We start from the raw sequence: 19,129 nt of genomic DNA on the forward strand, positions 1-19,129 counted from the left end.
TCCGAACAGAGTAGTTAAGCCCGTTAGCGCCGATGGTACTGCATCTCGTGGGAGAGTAGGTCGCCGCCTTGTTTTAAAGTCCGCATCAGTTTATGATGCGGACTTTTTTTATGCACTAAACTCAGATGTTAGACTAGAGTTCAGACCTTGAATTTTAAACCTTCAACTTTGAATGAAACCCGCGTTAGGGGTTGTAGTTGAAATCCTTTTAAACACAACAGGTGTTTAAAAGATTGAAACGAAAGACCCGACCCGAAGGGAACGCCCTGAAAAAACTATTCTTTATTAAGAAGAATGTAAGAAGGATACATTTAAAAATTTCGGTATGTTCCCATTAAATAACTATTTACCTCTTCTTCTTTAAAACGCGCCTTTTCAGCATCCCAATGCAGGGTTTGATTGGGAAAACGACCTGCTATGACGCCTAATAGTATAGTTTCGGTTAAACGTGCAGCATAATCAAAGGGTGCAGAAGTTTCACCTTTACCTAAACAGGCATCAATAAATTCGTGATAATGCTTTGGACTTTCGGCTTCATAGTCGCGTACCGGTGTTCCTAAATGGTGTTTTTCAGAAATTGTTTTGATTTCCTTACTGATATCAACATATTTTCCTTTTACAATTTTAAGAGGTAGTTGCATAAAGTGGGGTAGAAGTAGTCTTCCCTTTTCACCCACAAACATGGCTCCCTGTTCGGGAAGCTGCCCTTTTTCAGCAATACTGGCATCTAAGGAGGTTTTATCTTTTAGACTTTCATTTTTTGATGAATTGGACTTTGTATTTGTCGAGTCAGGAAGGATTAAATCTTCATTTAGTAAAGGTGCGCCCGGACCATCATACCAGATCCATTTTAAACTTTCTGTCGTGTATTTGGTACCCGGAAACTCATAAGTTACCGTATTCTGTTCCGGATAGCCGAAATCATTAGGAGGGCGGCAGTCATTTTTTATAGTTTGAGGAACGCCTAATGCCAATGCATTGTATGGTGTGTCAAAAATATGCACTCCCATATCTCCCAGTGTCGCGCAGCCATAATCAATCAGTTTTCTCCAGTTTGCCGGATGATAAAAGCCTTCTTTGTAAGGTCTCTCCTGTGCTGTGCCTAACCACAGATTCCAGTCTAGCTGCGGGGGGATAGGATCTGATCCTTCCGGTTCGGGGCCGTTATAGCCCCAGTTTTTGGGAGACCAGGCGTGAACGGTGTGTACTTTGCCTATAATGCCCGATTGTATGAGAAGGGTTGCTAACTTGTAATCGTAAAACGAATGCACCTGAATACCCATTTGGGTCACCAGATTTTTGTCAGCCGCCAATTGCCGCATTTCACGGGATTCTGATACATAGTGCGTTAAGGGCTTTTGGCAGTAAACCGGTTTGTTGTTTTGCATTGCGAGTATCGCAGCCGGTGCGTGAATATGATCTGGAGCCGAAATAACCACGGCATCGATCTCGTCTCCCAACTCTTTGAGCATTGCGCGGTAGTCAAAGAATATTCGGGCTTGAGGATGATTTTTATGTGCTACAGCTAAATTGATCGCGTCCACATCACAAAGGGCTTTTATAACGACCTGAGGATGCGAAGCCATAGCCTTTAAATCTTCAGCACCCATACCGCCAACGCCTATGTGCGCCGTACGAATGATTTCTGTATCCTTATTTAATCCTGATACTTTTGTTACAGATTGGTTTTCGGTTGCCAAAACGATTCCGGAGGTCATCAGCCCTAAAGCGCCAACCCCACTTTTCTTAAGGAAATCTCTTCTTTTATTGTATTGTGCTGCCATTATAAGCTTTTGATTTTAATATTTCTAAACCAAATAGGGCTTGAATGATCCTGCAGCCCAATATAACCGGTTTTAAATTTGCCGTAATCAGGCGCGTTGTCCCACTTACCCGATTGTTTTTTTTGCTGCCATTCTTCAGACCAGGGAACAAATTCAAGAATTTTTTCACCATTGAGCCAATGTTCCACTTTTTCGGGGGTAAAGACTATTTTGGTGGTATTCCATTCTCCGGCAGGATTGAGCTGTTTTTTAGACAGGTCTGGAGTATGCATCGCATAATCTGCTCCCGTGCTCTGCCAGTCCTGTAATTCTTCGGGATGTGCTGCTCCAAATTGGGAGTTGTAGCTCGTGAGATCATGTATTTTGGCATAATTCTCATCATCTATAAGCTGATATTCGGGAGCAACTTCGGGTGGACCCGAATAGCCTTCTTTCACATGGTAAAAGATGCCGCTGTTTCCGCCTTCCGGGATTTTCCATTCCAGATACAGTTCAAAATTGTCAAACTCTTCAGCCCCGTAGATGATGTCTTTTCCACCTTTATAATTTTGTTCAAGGCCCAATTCTGTATCAAACGTAAGCACGCTGTCTTTGACCGTCCAGCCCGGCGGAAGTGAATCTATACCATAACCCCGCCAGCCTTCGAGCGAAGTCCCGTCAAAAAGATAGGTCCAATCCTGTTCTGTGCGTTGAGAAGCCATTTCTTTTTCCGCTTGTTCGGTTTTGTTTTTGCAGGAAATTGTATTCACTGCTAAAATGCTTAAAATAAATGCTTTGAAGAAGGATAGTTTTTTGGTCTGAATCATAAAAAATAGAAATTGAAGGAAGATTAAGTTCTAGGGCCTGACTAAAAATACTAAAAACAGGAATAGGTATTCTGAAGACTTTTGAAAGTTTTGGCTTGAAAAGGCTACTACCTGTTCAGGCTGTTTCTCAAAGTAAGATAAAGTCAACATGAGCGTATATTTAAGTAACTTGCCCCTATGAAGCACCTGAATCTTAATTGGAGAGAAGAAGAATTCTGGAATGCCTTTTCCCACGGAATGGGAGTTTTGATGGGTATTTTTGGAATTTATTTGCTGTTGACTGAAGATCATTACAAGTCTGATTACAGCACCTTAAGTATTCTGTTTTACGGTTTTTCGGTCCTTATTCTCTATATCGCATCTACCGTTTATCATCTGGTTGCGCACGTTTCGTGGAAACAGATTTTTAGAAAAATAGACCACATCAGTATTTATTTCTTAATCGCCGGTACCTATACCCCGGTAGCGTTAATATCTTTAGCTGACCGCAACGGGTGGATTATTTTCTGGACGGTCTGGGGTATTGCAGCGGTAGGAACGCTTTTAAAGCTATTCTTTACCGGGCGTTTTGAAGCGCTTTCCCTGATTTTGTATCTGGCGATGGGATGGTTAATCGTACTGGATTGGGATAATCTGGTCGCTGTTTCTTCAGAGCAGGGTATTCAGCTTTTAATGCTGGGCGGGGCGTTTTATACGCTGGGCATTGTTTTTTATGTGGTTCGGAAAATTCCCTTCAATCACTTTATCTGGCACCTCTTTGTATTGGGAGGCAGTATTTGTCACTTCCTGTTTATCCTGACCGATGTGATTTAGGCTGTGATAAAATCCTGATACTCGTACCAGAACAATTCAAACTTCTGCATGTGTTCGTTGAAAAAGTCAAAGACTTCCGGCCAGTGCGTTTTGTTGTGAATATTTACTCCGGTTTTCTCCACATAAATTCTTGAAATGATCTTGCCACTGCTGCGCAAATAGTTTTGTTCTAAACTGATATCTTCAGAGATTTCAGCTTTCAATAGATTTTTCAGGCTTTCAAATTTCTCAAAATAGTACTCCCGAATGAGTTCGTCGTGTGTTTCAATATCGAAAGAAACCTGAGCTTTTTGGTTGTCAAAACTGAATTTGAGATTGATTTCCTTGACCTTGGTATCGTAAAGCAACCATTTTCGCGGATAGCGCTTTCCGAAAAAGATCCAGAAATCCTGACGTATTTGTTTTGATTCTTCTTTGCTAAACATATTACAGGATGTAAGCTAAACCAATTCCCAACAGGATTACTCCAAATTTACTCGCGTTAAACTGATGGTTTTTTGAAGATTCAAAGAGAATCGTGGTTGAAACGTGCAGTAGAATACCCACTACCAGCGCGTTGATGTTGCTTTTTATCACGGGTGACCAAATATCCAACTGTCCCAGAAAACTGCCTAACGGAGTCATTAAGGCAAAGATCAGGAGGAATACCAATACCTGAATGCGGCTGATGTTTGAGACCAGTAGAAAGGAGCTGATGATGATTGCAATGGGGATTTTATGAATGACGATCCCGTAAACAAGATCTTTATTTTCGGCAAGAGGAAAGCCTTCAAAAGCTGAATGTATGCATAAACTTATAAGGAGCAACCACGGAATTTGACGTCTTTCGTTATCCAGGTGTAAGTGCCCGTGTTCCGCACCGCGGGAAAGGAATTCGAGTAAAATTTGCAGCAGCAATCCGCCCATAATAAACAGACCGGTATTTTTTGAACCGAAAGCATATAAATCGGGTAAAAATTCAAAAATGGTTATCGATAATAAAAAAGCACCGCTAAAGGAGAGCAATAATTTTACGGCATTGTTGATTGCTGGTTTTAAAAAATAAGCAATAAAAAATCCTACCAGAACGGCGGCTACAGGTAAACTAAAAATCATATTCTAAATGGCTAGGCGTCGTTAGTCGTACTAAGCCGGTAAAATTAACCTATTTTTGCAATCTAAATTTTTAGGATGGAAGGCAACTTTAAAATGCTGGCCAAAACCTTGTTTGGTTTTGAAGAATTATTAGCCCAGGAACTTCGTGAATTGGGCGCCGGCGATATAACGATAGGCACCCGAAGCGTAAGTTTTACAGGGGATAAAGGCTTTATGTACAAGGCTAATTTATGCTGCAGAACCGCGATTAAGATTTTAAAGCCACTTAAATCTTTTGTGATCAAAGATGAAAACGCACTTTATGCAGCTGTTAAAAGTATCGACTGGAGCCAGTATATGCGCGTAAACGATACGTTTGCGGTAAATGCAACCATCAGCGGCGAGCAGTTCACCCATTCGCTTTTTGTGGCTCAAAAGGCCAAAGATGCGGTGGTTGATCAATTTAGAGAGCAAACGGGCGACCGGCCTGATGTAGATTTAAAATTCCCGGACTTAAGTATAGACGTACACATTCGGGAGAACCGCTGTACACTTTCTCTGGACAGCAGTGGTGTGTCTTTACATCAGCGCGGCTATCGTTTGTCTACCAATATTGCGCCTATAAATGAAGTACTGGCAGCGGGCTGTTTGATGCTCGCCGGCTGGAAAGGGCACAGCGATTTTATGGACCCGATGTGTGGTAGTGGAACAATGCTCATCGAGGCCGCGATGATCGCCTGTAATATTCCGCCTAATTTAAACCGAAGACAATTTGGTTTTGAAAACTGGCATGATTGGGATCCTGATCTGTTTGATGTTATAGAAGCCTCGGCGCTCAAAAAGGTACGGGAGTTTCATTTTACTATAAAAGGCTACGATTTGGATCCTTCAGTTATTGAAAAAGCGAAGGAAAACATCAATAATGCGGGGTTGAATGAATTCATTACGCTCGAACAGGCCGATTTTTTCAAGACCGAAAAGGAGAAGGAGCGTCATTTGCATATGGTTTTTAATCCGCCATACGGCGAACGGATTCCAGTAGAGATGGAAGCATTCTACAAAAATATAGGAGATACCCTAAAGCAAAATTATAAGGATACCGAAGCCTGGTTTATCACTTCCAATCTGGAGTCCTTAAAGCACGTAGGCCTGCGCACTTCCCGAAAAATTAAGTTGTACAACGGTTCGCTGGAGTCGCGCCTGGTAAAATACGATATCTACGCGGGTTCTAAGAAGGCGAAATATCAGCAGGAGTAGCGTTTTTTAATGCAGAATTATGAGTTTTCCGAATAGAGTATTTAATACAAATGCCCAATTAACTATTAACAGTTAACTGGTTTTAGCACTGAACTCCGAAAGAAGTAGAATTACTTTTAAATAACCCAATAACCTATACCACCTTTTTAATCACCCGAAGTTTATGCGTATGGGTGCGACGTTCGGCATTATAGATGCCTGTATGGTCAATGCGGTCGATACGCACTTCACCGTGTGCGTGAATGATGTGATTGTCCTGTAGCATGATCCCCACGTGCACGATACGGCCCTCATCATTATCAAAAAAGGCCAGATCACCCGGTTCACATTCTTCAATAAAACTTAAGGGTTCGCCCTGAGCGGCCTGTTGCGAAGCATCGCGAAATAGAGCATGCCCGTTAAGGCGGTAGACCATTTGCGTAAAACCACTGCAGTCGATGCCAAAAGGCGTTCGGCCACCCCACAGATATGGACTTTTTAAATACAGAAGTGCCGTATTCACAAAAGCACTTTTGTCTCTTTTTTCAGAAATGGTATTGCCTTCATACTGATCCCCGGTAAGATCCAGATTGGCCAGTTGTGCACCAAGCGGAATGCTCAATACGTGATTGTCTGAAGAAGTAGCCATCTGTAGCAAATCGGTAGCTAAAACCGGCGTGCGCTCATCTGCTGCAAAGTAGTTTTCTTCGGTAATTTCTTTATACTGCTTGTTGTCTATCCAGCCCTCATACTTATCGTGAGCTAAGCGAATGCGGCTCCATTTTTTACGGATTTCGAGCACTTTAAAGTGTTCTCCATAAAGCACCTGATTTACCATTTCGCCGGCATCTGAAGGTTCCAGACGCATAGGTACAATACTTAAAGGGCAAATGCCATAATTCATCAGGCTGATTCAAATTTTGGTAAACAACTTCTGCATTATATAGCGAAGCATTTCATTGAACAAAAAAATCGGAGCTTCCTTTTAACCAAAGTTCACTTCGTGAGTAAAAGTAATTCAAATGATTTTTCTGTACCAAATAGATTATTAACATTTGCCCTGTAAGCTGAATTTATCTGCTAATCACCATTGCCGAAGCACCGCCGCCACCATTGCAAATCGCGGCAGCTCCCAGCTTAGCATTATTCTGTTTTAAGACGTTGATAAGTGTTATTAAAATACGCACACCGCTACATCCTAAAGGATGCCCCAGCGATACAGCGCCCCCATTTACATTCACTTTTGAAGCATCAAGGCCTAGAATTTTCATATTGGCAAGACCCACAACCGAGAAGGCCTCGTTAAATTCGAAATAATCGACTTCATCCTGATTGATTCCGGCTTTATCAAGTGCTTTAGGTAAAGCTTTAGAAGGAGCGGTGGTAAACCATTTAGGTTCTGTTGCCGCATCTGCATAACTTTTAATGGTGCAAAGCACTTCCAGACCCAGTTCGTCTGCTTTCGCTTTGCTCATCACGATAACAGCCCCTGCACCGTCGTTGATGGTAGATGCATTGGCAGCAGTTACGGTGCCGTCTTTAGAAAATGCGGGACGCAGGCTTGCAATCTTATCCATATGCACGTTTTTGAACTCTTCGTCTTCTTTAACGACAAGAGGCTCCCCACGTCTTTGAGGTACTTCAACAGGAATAACCTCGTCGTCAAACTTTCCGGCTTCCCAGGCAGCGGCAGAACGCTTATAGCTTTCAATTGCAAAAGCATCCTGATCTTCTCTGGAAAACTCATATTCTTTGGCGCACAAATCGGCACAAACGCCCATAGCATTGCCGTCATAGGCGTCTACCAAACCGTCTTTCTGCATCCCGTCAACCAGTGTGGCAGGGCCAAATTTAGTTCCGTTACGCATGTGCACGTAATGCGGAATCTGGCTCATGCTTTCCATTCCGCCAGCGATGACAATCTCATTATCGCCCAGCGCAACAGATTGTGCGGCAAGCATAACTGCTTTCATACCCGAAGCACAGACTTTATTTACCGTGGTACAGGGCACTGTATCGGGGATTCCTGCCCCCAAAGCAGCCTGTCGTGCAGGAGCCTGTCCCACCCCGGCCTGAACGACATTGCCCATAAAGACTTCGTTAACCAGTTTGGGATCGAGATTTATTTTATCTAAAGCCCCTTTAATAGCGGCAGTGCCCAGTTGAACAGCTGTAAGTGAAGATAAGCTCCCTAAAAAACTGCCAATAGGCGTGCGTACCGCAGAGACAATTACAATTACCTTTTGCATAATAGTGTATCTTGGTTTATGTGTTCTGCAAATTTAAAGAATACCGTACGAAAACGTTATATTTTAGCAAGGCTTTAGTCTTTAGGTGAAAGCGCATTATTTAGTATTTTTACGAGGTGCGAAGCTATTGATCAGGGCATCAGGTTATAAGTTGGTTTTTTTAAGAACATTTAATTCTACCGAAATCATAATTTGTTGTATTCTGAATATATCTGACCTAATTACACTAATTTGCCTGTTCCCAGAATCTTTTTATGAGTGACCTATTAAACCGTTTTTACAAAAATCAAGGTTCTATTTACAAGGTGCTGCTGTGTATTGCAAGCACCATTCTCATTGTATACCTGTTTCCCAAAAGCGGAAAGTTTCAGTTTGATTTTCAACAGAATAAACCCTGGCAGTACGATAACCTTTATGCGCCGGTAGATTTTGCTATTTTAAAGAGCGACGAGCAGCTTGAAGTGGAGCGGGCAGAAGCCCGCGATAACATTATTCCGTATTTCAATTATGATCAGGATATAGCCAATGAAGCCAAAGCGGCTTATGAAAATCAGTTTGCTTCGGTCTTTACCGATTCGATTTTTAAAAATCGCCAAAAAGAACTCAAGACTTTCGGCCTTCAAATACTGGATGATATCTACAAATACGGTGTGATAAGTGATATTAGCGCGTTTGAAGATGGCCGTAAGATTTACCTGAGACGCGGTAATGAGGTTGAAGAAACCTCTATTGAAAACCTCAATACGACCGATGAGATTACCACATTAATAAACAGACGCCTGGTAAACGGACCTTATGTGCAGGCCGTGAACCGTTTTAAGGAACTGTTTTACGACATTGTACAGCCTAATGTGTTTTACGACGAAAAACTCACCACAAAAGAACTGAATGCCGAATTAAGCAAAATAGCACCCACCAAGGGAGTGGTAAATAAAGGCAGTCGTATTGTAGCCAAAGGTGAGATCGTTGAGCAGAAAACCTATCAGATTCTAAAATCCCTTCAGGCGGAATACGAATCGCAAACCTGGACAGCCAGTAAATACAACTGGGTGGTGTTTGGTTATGTGCTTTTAGTTTCGGTGGCACTTACGATGTTGTTGTTATTCATTCGTAACTACCGGGAGCAGGTTTTTGAAAACAATACCAAAGTAACCTTTATCTTTTTCAACATCATCCTTATGGTGTTGTTTACCACGCTCATCGTTAAGTATGATGCAAATTATGTGTACGTAGTGCCGCTTTGTATTTTGCCTCTGGTTATTAAAGCCTTTTTTGATGCGCGCCTGGGCTTGTTTACACACGTCATTGCCATATTACTTCTGGGGTTTATTGTACCCAATACTTCCGAGTATATGTTTTTGCAGGTGATTGCGGGTATTGTAACCATTCTTACGGTTTCTGAGCTGTATAAGCGCGCCAATCTATTTATATCTGTTGGGCAAATCACGTTTATTTATATTCTGGGTTATTTTGCCTTTCACATCATTCATGAAGGCACGATAGACAATCTGGAGTGGGAAACCTTCAGTATGTTTATCATTACCGGACTCGCAACCTTGTTTGTGCAGCCTTTGATCTATGCCTACGAAAAGATTTTTGGTCTGGTAAGTGATCTGTCATTGCTTGAGCTTACCGATACGAATTCCAAATTGCTGAAAGAGTTGGCAAACAAAGCACCGGGAACCTTTCACCACAGTTTGAATGTAGCCAATCTGGCGGAAGCGGCGGCGAATGAAATAGGAGCGAATTCTATGTTGGTGCGGGTAGGAGCTCTGTACCACGATATCGGTAAAATGGTCAACCCTACAGATTTTACCGAAAACCAGTCAACCGGGATCAATACACACGAAGACTTATCGCCCGATGAAAGCGCCCGTATCATCATTGATCACGTTTTAAATGGAATCGAAATTGCCCGTAAAAACAACCTGCCTGATCGCGTCATAGACTTTATACGAACGCATCACGGGACGAGTACGGTTTATTACTTCTACAAAAAAGCTCAGGAGCAGGACGGGGAAGTGAATGTAGAAGACTTTAGGTATCCGGGGCCATTGCCGTTTAGTAAAGAGACTGCGATACTGATGATGTCTGATAGCGTGGAGGCGGCCAGTAAGAGTCTTAAAAACCCAACTTCGGTGCTCATTGACTCGTTTGTAGAGAAAATTATCAATAAGCAGATGGACGAAAATCAGTTTTTAAATGCAAACATTACGTTTAAAGAAATACAGACGATCAAGAAGGTTTTAAAACTAAAGCTCAATAATATTTACCATTTGCGGATTGAATACCCGGAATAGTTTTTTGGCGGAATTCTTAGAATCAATCAGTTAGAGTAAAAATTAAAATTTCTTATCAAAATAGCCTGAAAAGCTTTGGTTGATCAAAAGTTTAAATATATATTTGCACCCGCGTTTTGAGACAGAGACGCTAGTTCTTAGGAGAGGTGCCGGAGTGGTAACGGAGCAGATTGCTAATCTGTCGACGGGTAACCGTCGCCAGGGTTCGAGTCCCTGTCTCTCCGCAACAAATTGAAAAGATAACCGAAATTCAATTGAAGTGTAGTTTCTTGACAAGCTCGAGATAAATTACAATACAGATTGAAATCAATCGGGGTGTAGCGTAGCCCGGTTATCGCGCCTGCTTTGGGAGCAGGAGGTCGCAGGTTCGAATCCTGCCACCCCGACTTTTTAACATATTAAATTATGTTATTCAAAAGGGTAATTATATGTAAATCATATAGTTACCCTTTTTTTTGTATCAAATTGAATCATTTAGCATCATTTTAAACGTGAGTTAATCGTGAGTTTAGTGTGCTAATCGTGAGTTGATCGTGAGCTCATATTTTGTAAATTCATATAGAATTAACCTCGGGTTAATAGTTTGTCTTTCGTGTTCACTAATTGTTTAACTAAACAGTATGATGCGATGCGTACAAACAAAACATTCTCCATTTCGTTTTTCATAAGGAAAACAAAAAAGTCCCCATCTAAAGCTTTACTTTATGTACGGCTTACCGTGAATGGTAAGTCTAAAGAAATAAGTTTAAAGCGGGAATTAGTCACAGATAAATGGAATCAATCTCAGTCTAAAGTGCAAGGATCAGGTATAGAAGCTATTCAGATCAATCGAAAGATTGAACGAGTTCGCTCCAAACTTTACGACTGTTACGACGAGCTCCTTAATGAAGAAAGTTTCATTACAGCAGATACCATTAAAAATAGATTTCTTGGAAGTGACGAAAAGCATAAGACGTTACTAACAATACTTGCTTACCATAGTACTAATATGAAAAGAGTACTAAAACCTGGGACACTTAAGAACTACAGTACTACTGAGCAGTATTTAAAGGAATTCTTAAAAATTGGTCTAAAAGTGCCAGACATTTATCTTAAGCACATCAATTACGAGTTTACCATAGGCTTCGAAACATTTTTGCGAAATAAAAGCTCCCTTAATAATAACGGAGTGATGAAACATATGGAGCGATTTAAAAAGATTATGGGTCTGGCCGTTAACTTAGATTGGATTGAGAAAAACCCTACTTCACGTTTCAAATTAAGGTTTGATAAAGTTGACATGGTTTATTTAAATCAAAATGAACTAAAGAGACTCAAGGAATTTCAATTCAGCAATAATACCTACAGTACTACCAGAGATGTATTTATTTTTGCTTGTTATACCGGATTAGCATATGCAGATGTGAAAGCCCTCAAAACGGATAATGTGCAAATTGGTGTCGACGGTAAAAAGTGGATATTTACCAAAAGGATTAAAACAGATACAGCTGTAAGAATCCCTCTTTTAAAGGAGGCAGAAAGAGTATTGAAGCAATATGAGATTGATCCTCGCACAATTAATTCTGACAAATTACTCCCTGTTTTTTCTAATCAGAAAACCAATAAATATCTAAAGGAATTAACACCAATTTGTAAAATACGCAAGAAACTAAGTTTTCACGCTGCGCGGCATACATTCGCAACGACAGTTACTCTGGCAAATGGTGTTCCTATAGAAACTGTATCAAAACTTTTAGGTCATCATAAAATATCCACCACACAAATTTATGCCCGAGTCATAGATGCTAAAATATCTAGTGATATCGACATATTAAGAACGAAGTTATAGGCTTTGTTGTTTTAGTGGGATCTAATCAATCAATATTCCCGAAAGTTAAACTCGCAAAATTTTTACGGAAAAGGGACGGCATAAAGCCAGGTTGCTACGCCGCCCTTTTTTATTCCGTTTCCTTTCCACTTCAAAATTTTGTCTTCCGTTTGATTCAATGCTCAAATTAAAGATTAGGCGGTTAACGGATATTTAATTATGAAAAGGTTTCAATGAATTTGAAATTAATTAGCCTTACCAAATAATAATAAGTTATTTAGGTTCTTAAATTTCAAGCGGATCTTTTGAACTACCAAAGGCCTTTGAAATTGAGCTAATTTGATTTTTTCGGGATAAAACCACTACGATATCATTGACAAATATGCGTGTCTCTCCTTCCGGAATGATGATCTGATTATTGCGTTTAATCAGGTTGATAAGGGTGTCTGCCGGAAGAATGCGTTCTTTACTCAATTCCCTGATTTGTTTATTTGCGATTGCAGATTGATGCTCTACAATGATCTCTAGAAGCTCAAAACCATCACCCAGATCCAGGAATTCTTTAACATTAGGCCCCTGTACCGCACGGTACAAATACCTGCCATTTAGCCGGTGCGGACTTTCCACCGTATCTATGCCCAACTGCTCAAAAACAGGAAGCAGATCATCATTATTGACAGAACTTACTAAACGGGATATCCCCAGATCTTTTGCGAGTAAAATGACCAGAGCATTTACAGCATCATCATGAGTGGTCACAATAATGGCATCAGCCTGTTCTGCTTTAGCCTCTTTGAGTATTTCAACGTGAGTTGCATCACCGTGTATAACCACACAATCAAAATTTGTGGCTACCCAGTTTGCTACTTCCTTATCTTTTTCAATCACATAGACATCCTGCCGGTCTTGAATTGCAGCCTGAATGATGTGTTTTCCGGTTCTTCCTGAACCTACTATAATAATGTGCATAATCGTAGTTATTTAAAATTAAAGTTTACGTGATTTCGTTCCATAAAAAAGAATGCGCACCAGCACCAGCACGGGTATGATCTCAATTCTGCCAGACCACATCTGAAGGATGTATACCGTTTCTAAAACAGGTGACATAGCAGGGTCTGTTATACCTGTGGAAAGCCCAACGGTTCCCTGGGCAGATGCTGCTTCAAAAAGTGCGTCAGCCAGTGTAAAATCGGTACTCATATAATAAACGGTGAGCATTGCTGAACCCAAAAGAAACAGGAGATAGATCAAGGTAAAAATGCCCGCACGTGCCAGTTCCTGATTCATCTGAGCCGGCATCAGATTGCGATTGTTAAACCGGACGCTTTTGATTGTATTTGTGGAAAGAAAAATTTTATTGATATGCCAGCGCAATCCTTTTTGCAGGAGCAGGGCTCTGATGATTTTGATACCCCCAACAGTACCTCCCGCCGAACCGCCCACAATCATAGCACCAGCAATTATAAAGAGTATGGAAAGATCACCCCAGCCACCAATATTAGAGGTTTGCCAGCCTGTGGTGGATAGGGCACTAATAAATTGAAAAACACCTTCTCTAATGGGATCTGTAATCTCACCTTCAAGCATAAGCAATACCGAGAGCAGGATTCCACCTGCAACCGAAGCGATAAGTATCGCCCGTGTCTGAATATCGTTCCATACTTCACTAAACTTTTTTAGAATGATGAAGCGGTATAAAAAGGGTATAGAGAGACCGCCCAGCAACATCGGGAGTAAAAAGAGAGCTTCCATTCGTTTTGACTGATACCCCGCGATGCTGTCATCAAGAGTACTGAATCCGCCGGTTGACTGCCCTGCCATTGCGTGATTTATCGCATCAAAGAGGGTTTCACCTACAGGATATTCAGGCAAAATCAATAGCGTGCCGGCTGTGAGGTAGAGAAACATAATCAGCGTAACAATGAAGTATACTTTCCAGATGGAGCGAGCGGTTTGTATGACGTTGGTTTTTAATTTAGTACCGCTGGCTTCAGAACCGTAAAGTAAGATGGCTGACTGACCCGGAATATGTTTAAAAACCGCCAGAGCCATAACGATAAATCCGGCGCCGCCCACCCATTGCGAAAAACTACGGTAGAACAACAGTGATTTTCCTATGGAGGGTTCGTGATAAGCCATGGTTAGCCCGGTCGTAGTGAAGGCGCTGGTGCTTTCAAAAATACAGTGCAGTATATTTCTGAAATTGAGCAGGCTGGACTCTACATAAGATACCCCGGCAGGAATAAATTCCTGCATAGTGGCAATTGGGCTTATCTGCGCGATAACAAAATAGGGTATAGCTCCTACAATTATTATACTGAGCCAGCCCAGTGCGGCAATTATTAATGATTGCTGATATTGAGGCTCCTGCGCTGTGTTTAGCAATTTATGCGCGAAGTACCCCAGTGAGGAAGTGAATATACCAGACACGGCAAAACCCAGTAGCGCATACCATTCTTCATAAATAAGTGCCACTATACACGGCACGAGCATCACGCCACCCAAAATGATTAAAAGGCTTGCTATTTGCTTAGCTATTGTTTTGTACATAAGTTCCTGTATTTAAGTCGTATGGTTTTAGCAGAAGTTGAATGTGCTTTAAAGGATCAGCTAATTTTTGAAGCTGATTTAGCTCCTTAAGCATATGGTTTACCTGTGTGGCCAATTGTTGAAAGTTGCTTTGCGCTTCGGTTTCAGTTGCGCTTGCCAGGATCGCTGCAACCGATTCTTCTAAGTGGGAATGGAGTTCAGCCAGATCTGTGAAAGCAGCATTCTTTAGAGAATGACCTGCAACCTGAATCGCTTTCAGGTGAAACAATACTGCGACTATAATATGGGCGTTTTCTTTATCCATAATTGATGAATCGATCTGATAAAGAAATCTTCGGCTTAAGAAAAGTCGATGTGAAAGGGAACTATAGGTACATCAACCGAAACTTCGTATTGCCAGATTTCTTAGACAGTACAAAGTTGAGCTGAAAGTCATATGTATAAAATCAAAGGAATCCCTCAGCGCATAAAGATTTTATAAAGACTACTGGAACCGGTAACCCACTCCGCTTTCCGTTATTAGGTGCTGCGGATTATTAGGGTTTTCTTCAATTTTTTTACGTAAAGTACCTACAAATACCCTCAGGTAGTGTGTTTCATTTTGATAACCATAGCCCCACACTTCCTTTAAAATGTATTGATGGGTAAGTACTTTGCTTTCATTTTTGGCGAAAAGGGCTAGTAAGTTGTATTCCGTAGCGGTAAGCTTGACAATCTCATCCTTGCGCTTGACCACCCGTGCTACCAAGTCTATCTCGAGATCTTTAGCATAAACCACAGAAGCATTTTCTACAAGCTGGCTTCTGCGTATTGCAGCCCGAATACGGGCAAGTAACTCTCCCGTTCTAAAAGGTTTGGTAAGGTAGTCTGTGGCACCGTTATCAAGTGCAGAAACAATATCTTTTTCACTATCAATGACGGAGAGTATAAGTATAGGTTTAGCATACCACTGTCTCAATTCTGCCAGAACCTCGTGGCCTGTAAGATCTGGTAAGCCTATATCGAGCAGAATAAGATCAGGCAAATGACTTGCTGCGAGGAGTATTCCTTCCTTGCCGGTAGAAGCCTGTAACACTTTATAATCATTGCTTTCCAGATTGATCTGTAATAACTTTCGAATTTGCGGCTCGTCATCAATGACCAGAATCGATACTTTGTTCATGCTCCTAATTCGTTAAATGAGATCGTCTTGACTGGTAGCTGAATAGTAAAAAGCGCTCCTCCTGTTTTTTTATTGACTAATTTTATGGAGCCCGCCAGGGCTTCGGTAAATCCTTTAGCAATAGATAAGCCCAAACCGGTACCCCCCGTAGATCTACTGCTTAATTTATAGAATTTATCAAATACCTGAGGGATACGTTCTGCGGGAAAGCCAGGACCATTATCTGAAACTTCAATTTCCAGGAGATTTGAATTTATTCGGGTATCGATTAAAATGGTCGTCTGCCTGGGAGTGTGTTGCAGGGCATTGTAAACTAGATTTTGAAGAATGGTTTCCAGAAAGCCGCCGTCTGTCCATACCAGATCCATTTTTTCAGGACTAAAAGCAATGTGGTGATTAGAATTCAGTTCCTGATTTTGATTGATCACCTTAAAAATAAGCTCGTTGATATCAAACCAGTCAAAGGAAGGTTTTAAAATTCCAGCTTCAAGTCTGCTCATGTTAAGTAAATTTTCAACCTGTCTGTTGAGGCGTAGACTGGCTGTGGCAATTTCACCGAATAACTCGGTTTGGTGTATTTTATGAAGTTTATCTCCCTGATCCTGTAGTGTATCTATTGAACCAATAATCGTAGCTATGGGCGTACGCAGTTCGTGAGAAAGCGAGTTTAAAAGTATGTTGTACAGATTAATTGTTTTATTCTTTTCTTCTTCATCCCGTTTTTTACGATTGTAATCTCTGATTTTGTAAGTTAAAACCGTATTTACTAGGGCCAGTATTAGGTACATAAAAAACATAAGTACATCTTCCGGACTTACTATTTTGAAAGTATAGAGTGGCGTGATGAAAAAAAAGTTGAGAATAATGGCACTGATCAAAGCAGTGATCAAAACCGGCCAAATATCAAATAACATGGCACTGATTGATACTACCAAAAGGTAGATGAGCGCGGCTCCCTGATATCCAATATATTCGATGGAAAGTTTTGAGGCTAGTGTGGCCGTGGTAATGAGCAGTGCACTCAACACATATTGATTCGATATCGTAAAGCTTTTAAAGCTCATCTTAATAATTTTTCGGAAGTTATAACCAAAATTGTAAAGATTTTATAAAAAGCTAAGACTTAAATAAATTTCTAATACTAAATATAATCTGAGTGATATTTAATAATATCAATATTCCCGAAAGTTAAACTCGCAAAATTTTTACGGAAAAGGGACGGCATAAAGCCAGGTTGCTACGCCGCCCTTTTTTATTCCGTTTCCTTTCCACTTCAAAATTTTGTCTTCCGTTTGATTCAATGCTCAAATATTGTTTAATCTAAATTCATAAGCTATGTATTTACAAAATTTGCAGCAGGATGAGATTTTTGTTTCTAATGAACTTACATCCCTTAAAGGTTTGACCCAGATGGAATCTCGAAGGGGTCTGGAAAATGCCGTTATTTCAAATGGTAAAATCGTTAATGTGGTTTCAAACAGTTATGGTCACATCTCAAATCAGGTATTCTTTGGCCAAGCAGAAAGTATGCTTAGTGATGCCGGCCTTAGGTTTATAAAACGAACGATCAACAAAAACGACCGGTCTTTTATTACTGATTTTATCATTGATGACTCGAGTCAATTTACCATTAAAAATGAGGCAGACATTATTCTACCGATGCTTCGCTTCAAGAATTCCTATGATGGTAGTGAAAAGACTTCGGGTCATTTTGGGTTTTACCGTCAAATATGCTCGAATGGATTGCATGTTTCACAAGCTGAAATCGAGTTTTCAATAAAGCATAGTAAAAACAATACAGATCTTATTATGCCCAGTCTGACAAATCTCTTCCAACGGTTTTTGGATAATGAATTTTACACGATAACTCAAAAGTTTCATAAGATGATGGATTTGGAAATCATAGATACTCATGAGTTCGTTAAAACTGTTTTAGATCAAACCAAACTCTTTCGATACGAATGCAGTGATACCAATAGTAATCCGTCAAAGAAATCGAGGACAGTATTAGAAATTTTGGACTATGAAGCCTTGGTGTTAAAGGAAACTCCAAACTTATGGTTGGGATATAATGCCTTTAATTCGGTTTTGCACAGCATCTTAAAAAAGAGTTTTGGGCAACAGGAGCGATTAGATAAAAAGCTATTTGATAGTATTTACGAAATGGTGTAAATAGGTAAAGGTTTTCCAGTTCCTTTAAAAAACTGGATTCATATCAATATTTGGTTACCCATTCGCTCACCCCATTTCCCTCCATTCCGCCAGGCTCCATTACGGTAAAAGAGCTTCACTCGAAGTCTTGGACCCATCTGTTGTTTTGATTCCTTCATTGCATTTACCCACTCGCTGCGCTTTTGGGTGCATTTCATTCTTTCACAAAAAACAGATACGTCCGCTTTTTTTGGAATAGGAAAGCCGGCATCCTAATTTTCTTAATCGGATTTTGCGGCAGGATCTTCTTGGCTCCTGCTCGCAAATCCTGAAAAACCAGGTGCCGTCTTGGTCATTTTAAGGGGTTTCTAATGGCTAAGGCCTTGCTTGTTTTTCGGGACAGCGAAAAACAGGCAGAACCTAACCAATTCTAAATTAAACCCGACTGCTCCGCTCACTTAACTTCCCGTACGCTCGCTTTTCATCCGGCTTTAAAAGAATTGCTAAGGCTCTTATGGAACTTGTCAAGGCTATACAGAGTTTCCAAGAAAAATAAGGTTTCTACTTCCTTGAAATCCATCCCTGTCACAGGGAGGATTTACTACGTCGCAGACACTCCTGATTTGTTCCCGGAAAGCCCTGACAAAACCCACCTCATCCATTGTGCTACGCACGTAAGAAGGCAAACAAACACCCCTTAAAATTTAAGTTCAGTTCCTTAAATCGGGAACGCTTAAATGGAAAAGGGAATTAGTAACCGCCTTTTACAGGCATTTAAACCCTTTCAATTATGGGAACTTTAAGAAACCATGTACAGTTAATCGGAAACGTTGGTCAGGAGCCAACCATCACCAATCTGGAAAGCGGCCGGAAAGTCGCACGCTTTTCCCTCGCCACCAATGAATTCTATAAAAAGGATAAAGGCGAAAAAGTACAGACTACCGAGTGGCACACCGTTGTCGCCTGGGGTAAAACCGCAGACCTCATTGAGAACTATGTAGTTAAAGGTAAAGAACTGGCCTTAAGCGGAAAACTCAAATCCCGCAGTTATGAGGACAAAGAAGGGGTAACCCGCTATGTAACCGAAATCGAAGCTTCCGAAATCCTTTTAATGGGCAGCAAATCTTAAACCAGTTTAAAGGCTTGGGCGCTGTTGATTGAAACAGTGCCCAACCTTTTACTAATTCTTAATTCGTA

At 40.9% G+C, this 19,129-nt stretch carries 17 protein-coding genes, 2 tRNA genes and 1 rRNA gene; 9 read left to right on the plus strand and 11 right to left on the minus strand.

All coding sequences use genetic code 11. From position 1 onward, the window contains the following. Window positions 1–72: ribosomal RNA gene (gene rrf, locus LLW17_RS19080) — 5S ribosomal RNA — on the plus strand; the annotation flags it as partial. A 239-nt stretch (window positions 73–311) separates the two neighbouring features. Here rrf and LLW17_RS16730 read toward each other — a convergent pair. Continuing rightward, window positions 312–1,784 (minus strand): Gfo/Idh/MocA family protein, encoded by a 1,473-nt coding sequence (locus tag LLW17_RS16730; RefSeq protein ID WP_228231438.1) that lies wholly within the window; start codon window positions 1,782–1,784, stop codon window positions 312–314. Further along, the gene (locus tag LLW17_RS16735; RefSeq protein WP_228231439.1) at window positions 1,784–2,590 is read right to left on the minus strand and encodes a 3-keto-disaccharide hydrolase; all 807 of its coding nucleotides are present in this window, start codon (window positions 2,588–2,590) and stop codon (window positions 1,784–1,786) included. The genes LLW17_RS16730 and LLW17_RS16735 overlap by 1 nt, the downstream gene beginning before the upstream one ends. A gap of 177 nt (window positions 2,591–2,767) precedes the next feature. Here LLW17_RS16735 and trhA point away from each other — a divergent pair, with 177 nt between their 5' ends. Continuing rightward, complete coding sequence (gene trhA / locus LLW17_RS16740; RefSeq protein ID WP_228231440.1) at window positions 2,768–3,403, plus strand: PAQR family membrane homeostasis protein TrhA; 636 nt, start codon at window positions 2,768–2,770, stop codon at window positions 3,401–3,403. Here the strand turns inward: trhA and LLW17_RS16745 are convergent. Both LLW17_RS16745 and LLW17_RS16750 read right to left on the minus strand, forming a co-directional pair. After that, window positions 3,400–3,828 carry a DUF4268 domain-containing protein gene (locus LLW17_RS16745; RefSeq protein WP_228231441.1) on the minus strand — a complete coding sequence of 143 codons (429 nt, stop codon included), beginning with the start codon at window positions 3,826–3,828 and terminating at the stop codon, window positions 3,400–3,402. The genes trhA and LLW17_RS16745 overlap by 4 nt on opposite strands. 1 nt (window position 3,829) lies before the next feature. Beyond that, on the minus strand, window positions 3,830–4,498 hold the full coding sequence (locus LLW17_RS16750) for a ZIP family metal transporter (RefSeq protein WP_228231442.1): 669 nt from the start codon (window positions 4,496–4,498) through the stop codon (window positions 3,830–3,832). 75 nt (window positions 4,499–4,573) lie between these two features. On the opposite strand from LLW17_RS16750, the gene LLW17_RS16755 reads away from it, so the two are divergent. Beyond that, window positions 4,574–5,734, plus strand: coding sequence for a THUMP domain-containing class I SAM-dependent RNA methyltransferase (locus tag LLW17_RS16755; protein ID WP_228231443.1), 1,161 nt, complete (start codon window positions 4,574–4,576; stop codon window positions 5,732–5,734). Between the two features lie 133 nt (window positions 5,735–5,867). On the opposite strand, the gene LLW17_RS16760 is transcribed toward LLW17_RS16755, so the two are convergent. Together LLW17_RS16760 and LLW17_RS16765 are read right to left on the minus strand one after the other, a co-directional pair. Then, complete coding sequence (locus LLW17_RS16760) at window positions 5,868–6,617, minus strand: C40 family peptidase (RefSeq protein ID WP_228231444.1); 750 nt, start codon at window positions 6,615–6,617, stop codon at window positions 5,868–5,870. A 169-nt stretch (window positions 6,618–6,786) separates the two neighbouring features. Then, the gene (locus LLW17_RS16765; RefSeq protein WP_228231445.1) at window positions 6,787–7,962 is read right to left on the minus strand and encodes an acetyl-CoA C-acyltransferase; all 1,176 of its coding nucleotides are present in this window, start codon (window positions 7,960–7,962) and stop codon (window positions 6,787–6,789) included. A gap of 254 nt (window positions 7,963–8,216) precedes the next feature. Here LLW17_RS16765 and LLW17_RS16770 point away from each other — a divergent pair, with 254 nt between their 5' ends. From LLW17_RS16770 to LLW17_RS16785, 4 genes are all read left to right on the plus strand, one after another. Further along, window positions 8,217–10,262 (plus strand): HD family phosphohydrolase, encoded by a 2,046-nt coding sequence (locus LLW17_RS16770; protein ID WP_228231446.1) that lies wholly within the window; start codon window positions 8,217–8,219, stop codon window positions 10,260–10,262. 140 nt (window positions 10,263–10,402) lie between these two features. Then, window positions 10,403–10,486, plus strand: a tRNA-Ser gene (locus tag LLW17_RS16775). Window positions 10,487–10,573: 87 nt separating this feature from the next. Then, window positions 10,574–10,648, plus strand: a tRNA-Pro gene (locus tag LLW17_RS16780). A gap of 242 nt (window positions 10,649–10,890) precedes the next feature. Then, window positions 10,891–12,090 (plus strand): site-specific integrase, encoded by a 1,200-nt coding sequence (locus LLW17_RS16785; RefSeq protein ID WP_228231447.1) that lies wholly within the window; start codon window positions 10,891–10,893, stop codon window positions 12,088–12,090. A gap of 264 nt (window positions 12,091–12,354) precedes the next feature. On the opposite strand, the gene LLW17_RS16790 is transcribed toward LLW17_RS16785, so the two are convergent. The 5 genes from LLW17_RS16790 to LLW17_RS16810 all read right to left on the minus strand — a co-directional run bounded on the left by LLW17_RS16790 (window position 12,355) and on the right by LLW17_RS16810 (window position 16,845). Then, a complete protein-coding gene (locus tag LLW17_RS16790) occupies window positions 12,355–13,038 on the minus strand; it encodes a potassium channel family protein (protein ID WP_228231448.1) in 684 nt (227 codons plus the stop codon). An 18-nt stretch (window positions 13,039–13,056) separates the two neighbouring features. Continuing rightward, window positions 13,057–14,619 (minus strand): TrkH family potassium uptake protein, encoded by a 1,563-nt coding sequence (locus tag LLW17_RS16795; protein ID WP_228231449.1) that lies wholly within the window; start codon window positions 14,617–14,619, stop codon window positions 13,057–13,059. Beyond that, a complete protein-coding gene (locus tag LLW17_RS16800; protein WP_228231450.1) occupies window positions 14,600–14,923 on the minus strand; it encodes a hypothetical protein in 324 nt (107 codons plus the stop codon). Before LLW17_RS16800 ends, LLW17_RS16795 begins: the two co-directional genes overlap by 20 nt. A gap of 180 nt (window positions 14,924–15,103) precedes the next feature. Then, window positions 15,104–15,781, minus strand: coding sequence for a response regulator (locus LLW17_RS16805; protein WP_228231451.1), 678 nt, complete (start codon window positions 15,779–15,781; stop codon window positions 15,104–15,106). After that, window positions 15,778–16,845, minus strand: coding sequence for a sensor histidine kinase (locus LLW17_RS16810; RefSeq protein ID WP_228231452.1), 1,068 nt, complete (start codon window positions 16,843–16,845; stop codon window positions 15,778–15,780). Before LLW17_RS16810 ends, LLW17_RS16805 begins: the two co-directional genes overlap by 4 nt. A 271-nt stretch (window positions 16,846–17,116) precedes the next feature. On the opposite strand from LLW17_RS16810, the gene LLW17_RS16815 reads away from it, so the two are divergent. Then, a complete protein-coding gene (locus LLW17_RS16815; RefSeq protein ID WP_228231453.1) occupies window positions 17,117–17,953 on the plus strand; it encodes a DUF932 domain-containing protein in 837 nt (278 codons plus the stop codon). A gap of 769 nt (window positions 17,954–18,722) precedes the next feature. Further along, window positions 18,723–19,061 (plus strand): single-stranded DNA-binding protein, encoded by a 339-nt coding sequence (locus tag LLW17_RS16820; protein ID WP_228231454.1) that lies wholly within the window; start codon window positions 18,723–18,725, stop codon window positions 19,059–19,061. Window positions 19,062–19,129: the final 68 nt, after the last annotated feature.

It is taken from the genome of Leeuwenhoekiella parthenopeia, from assembly GCF_020782115.1.
In the GTDB taxonomy this organism is placed as follows: domain Bacteria; phylum Bacteroidota; class Bacteroidia; order Flavobacteriales; family Flavobacteriaceae; genus Leeuwenhoekiella; species Leeuwenhoekiella parthenopeia.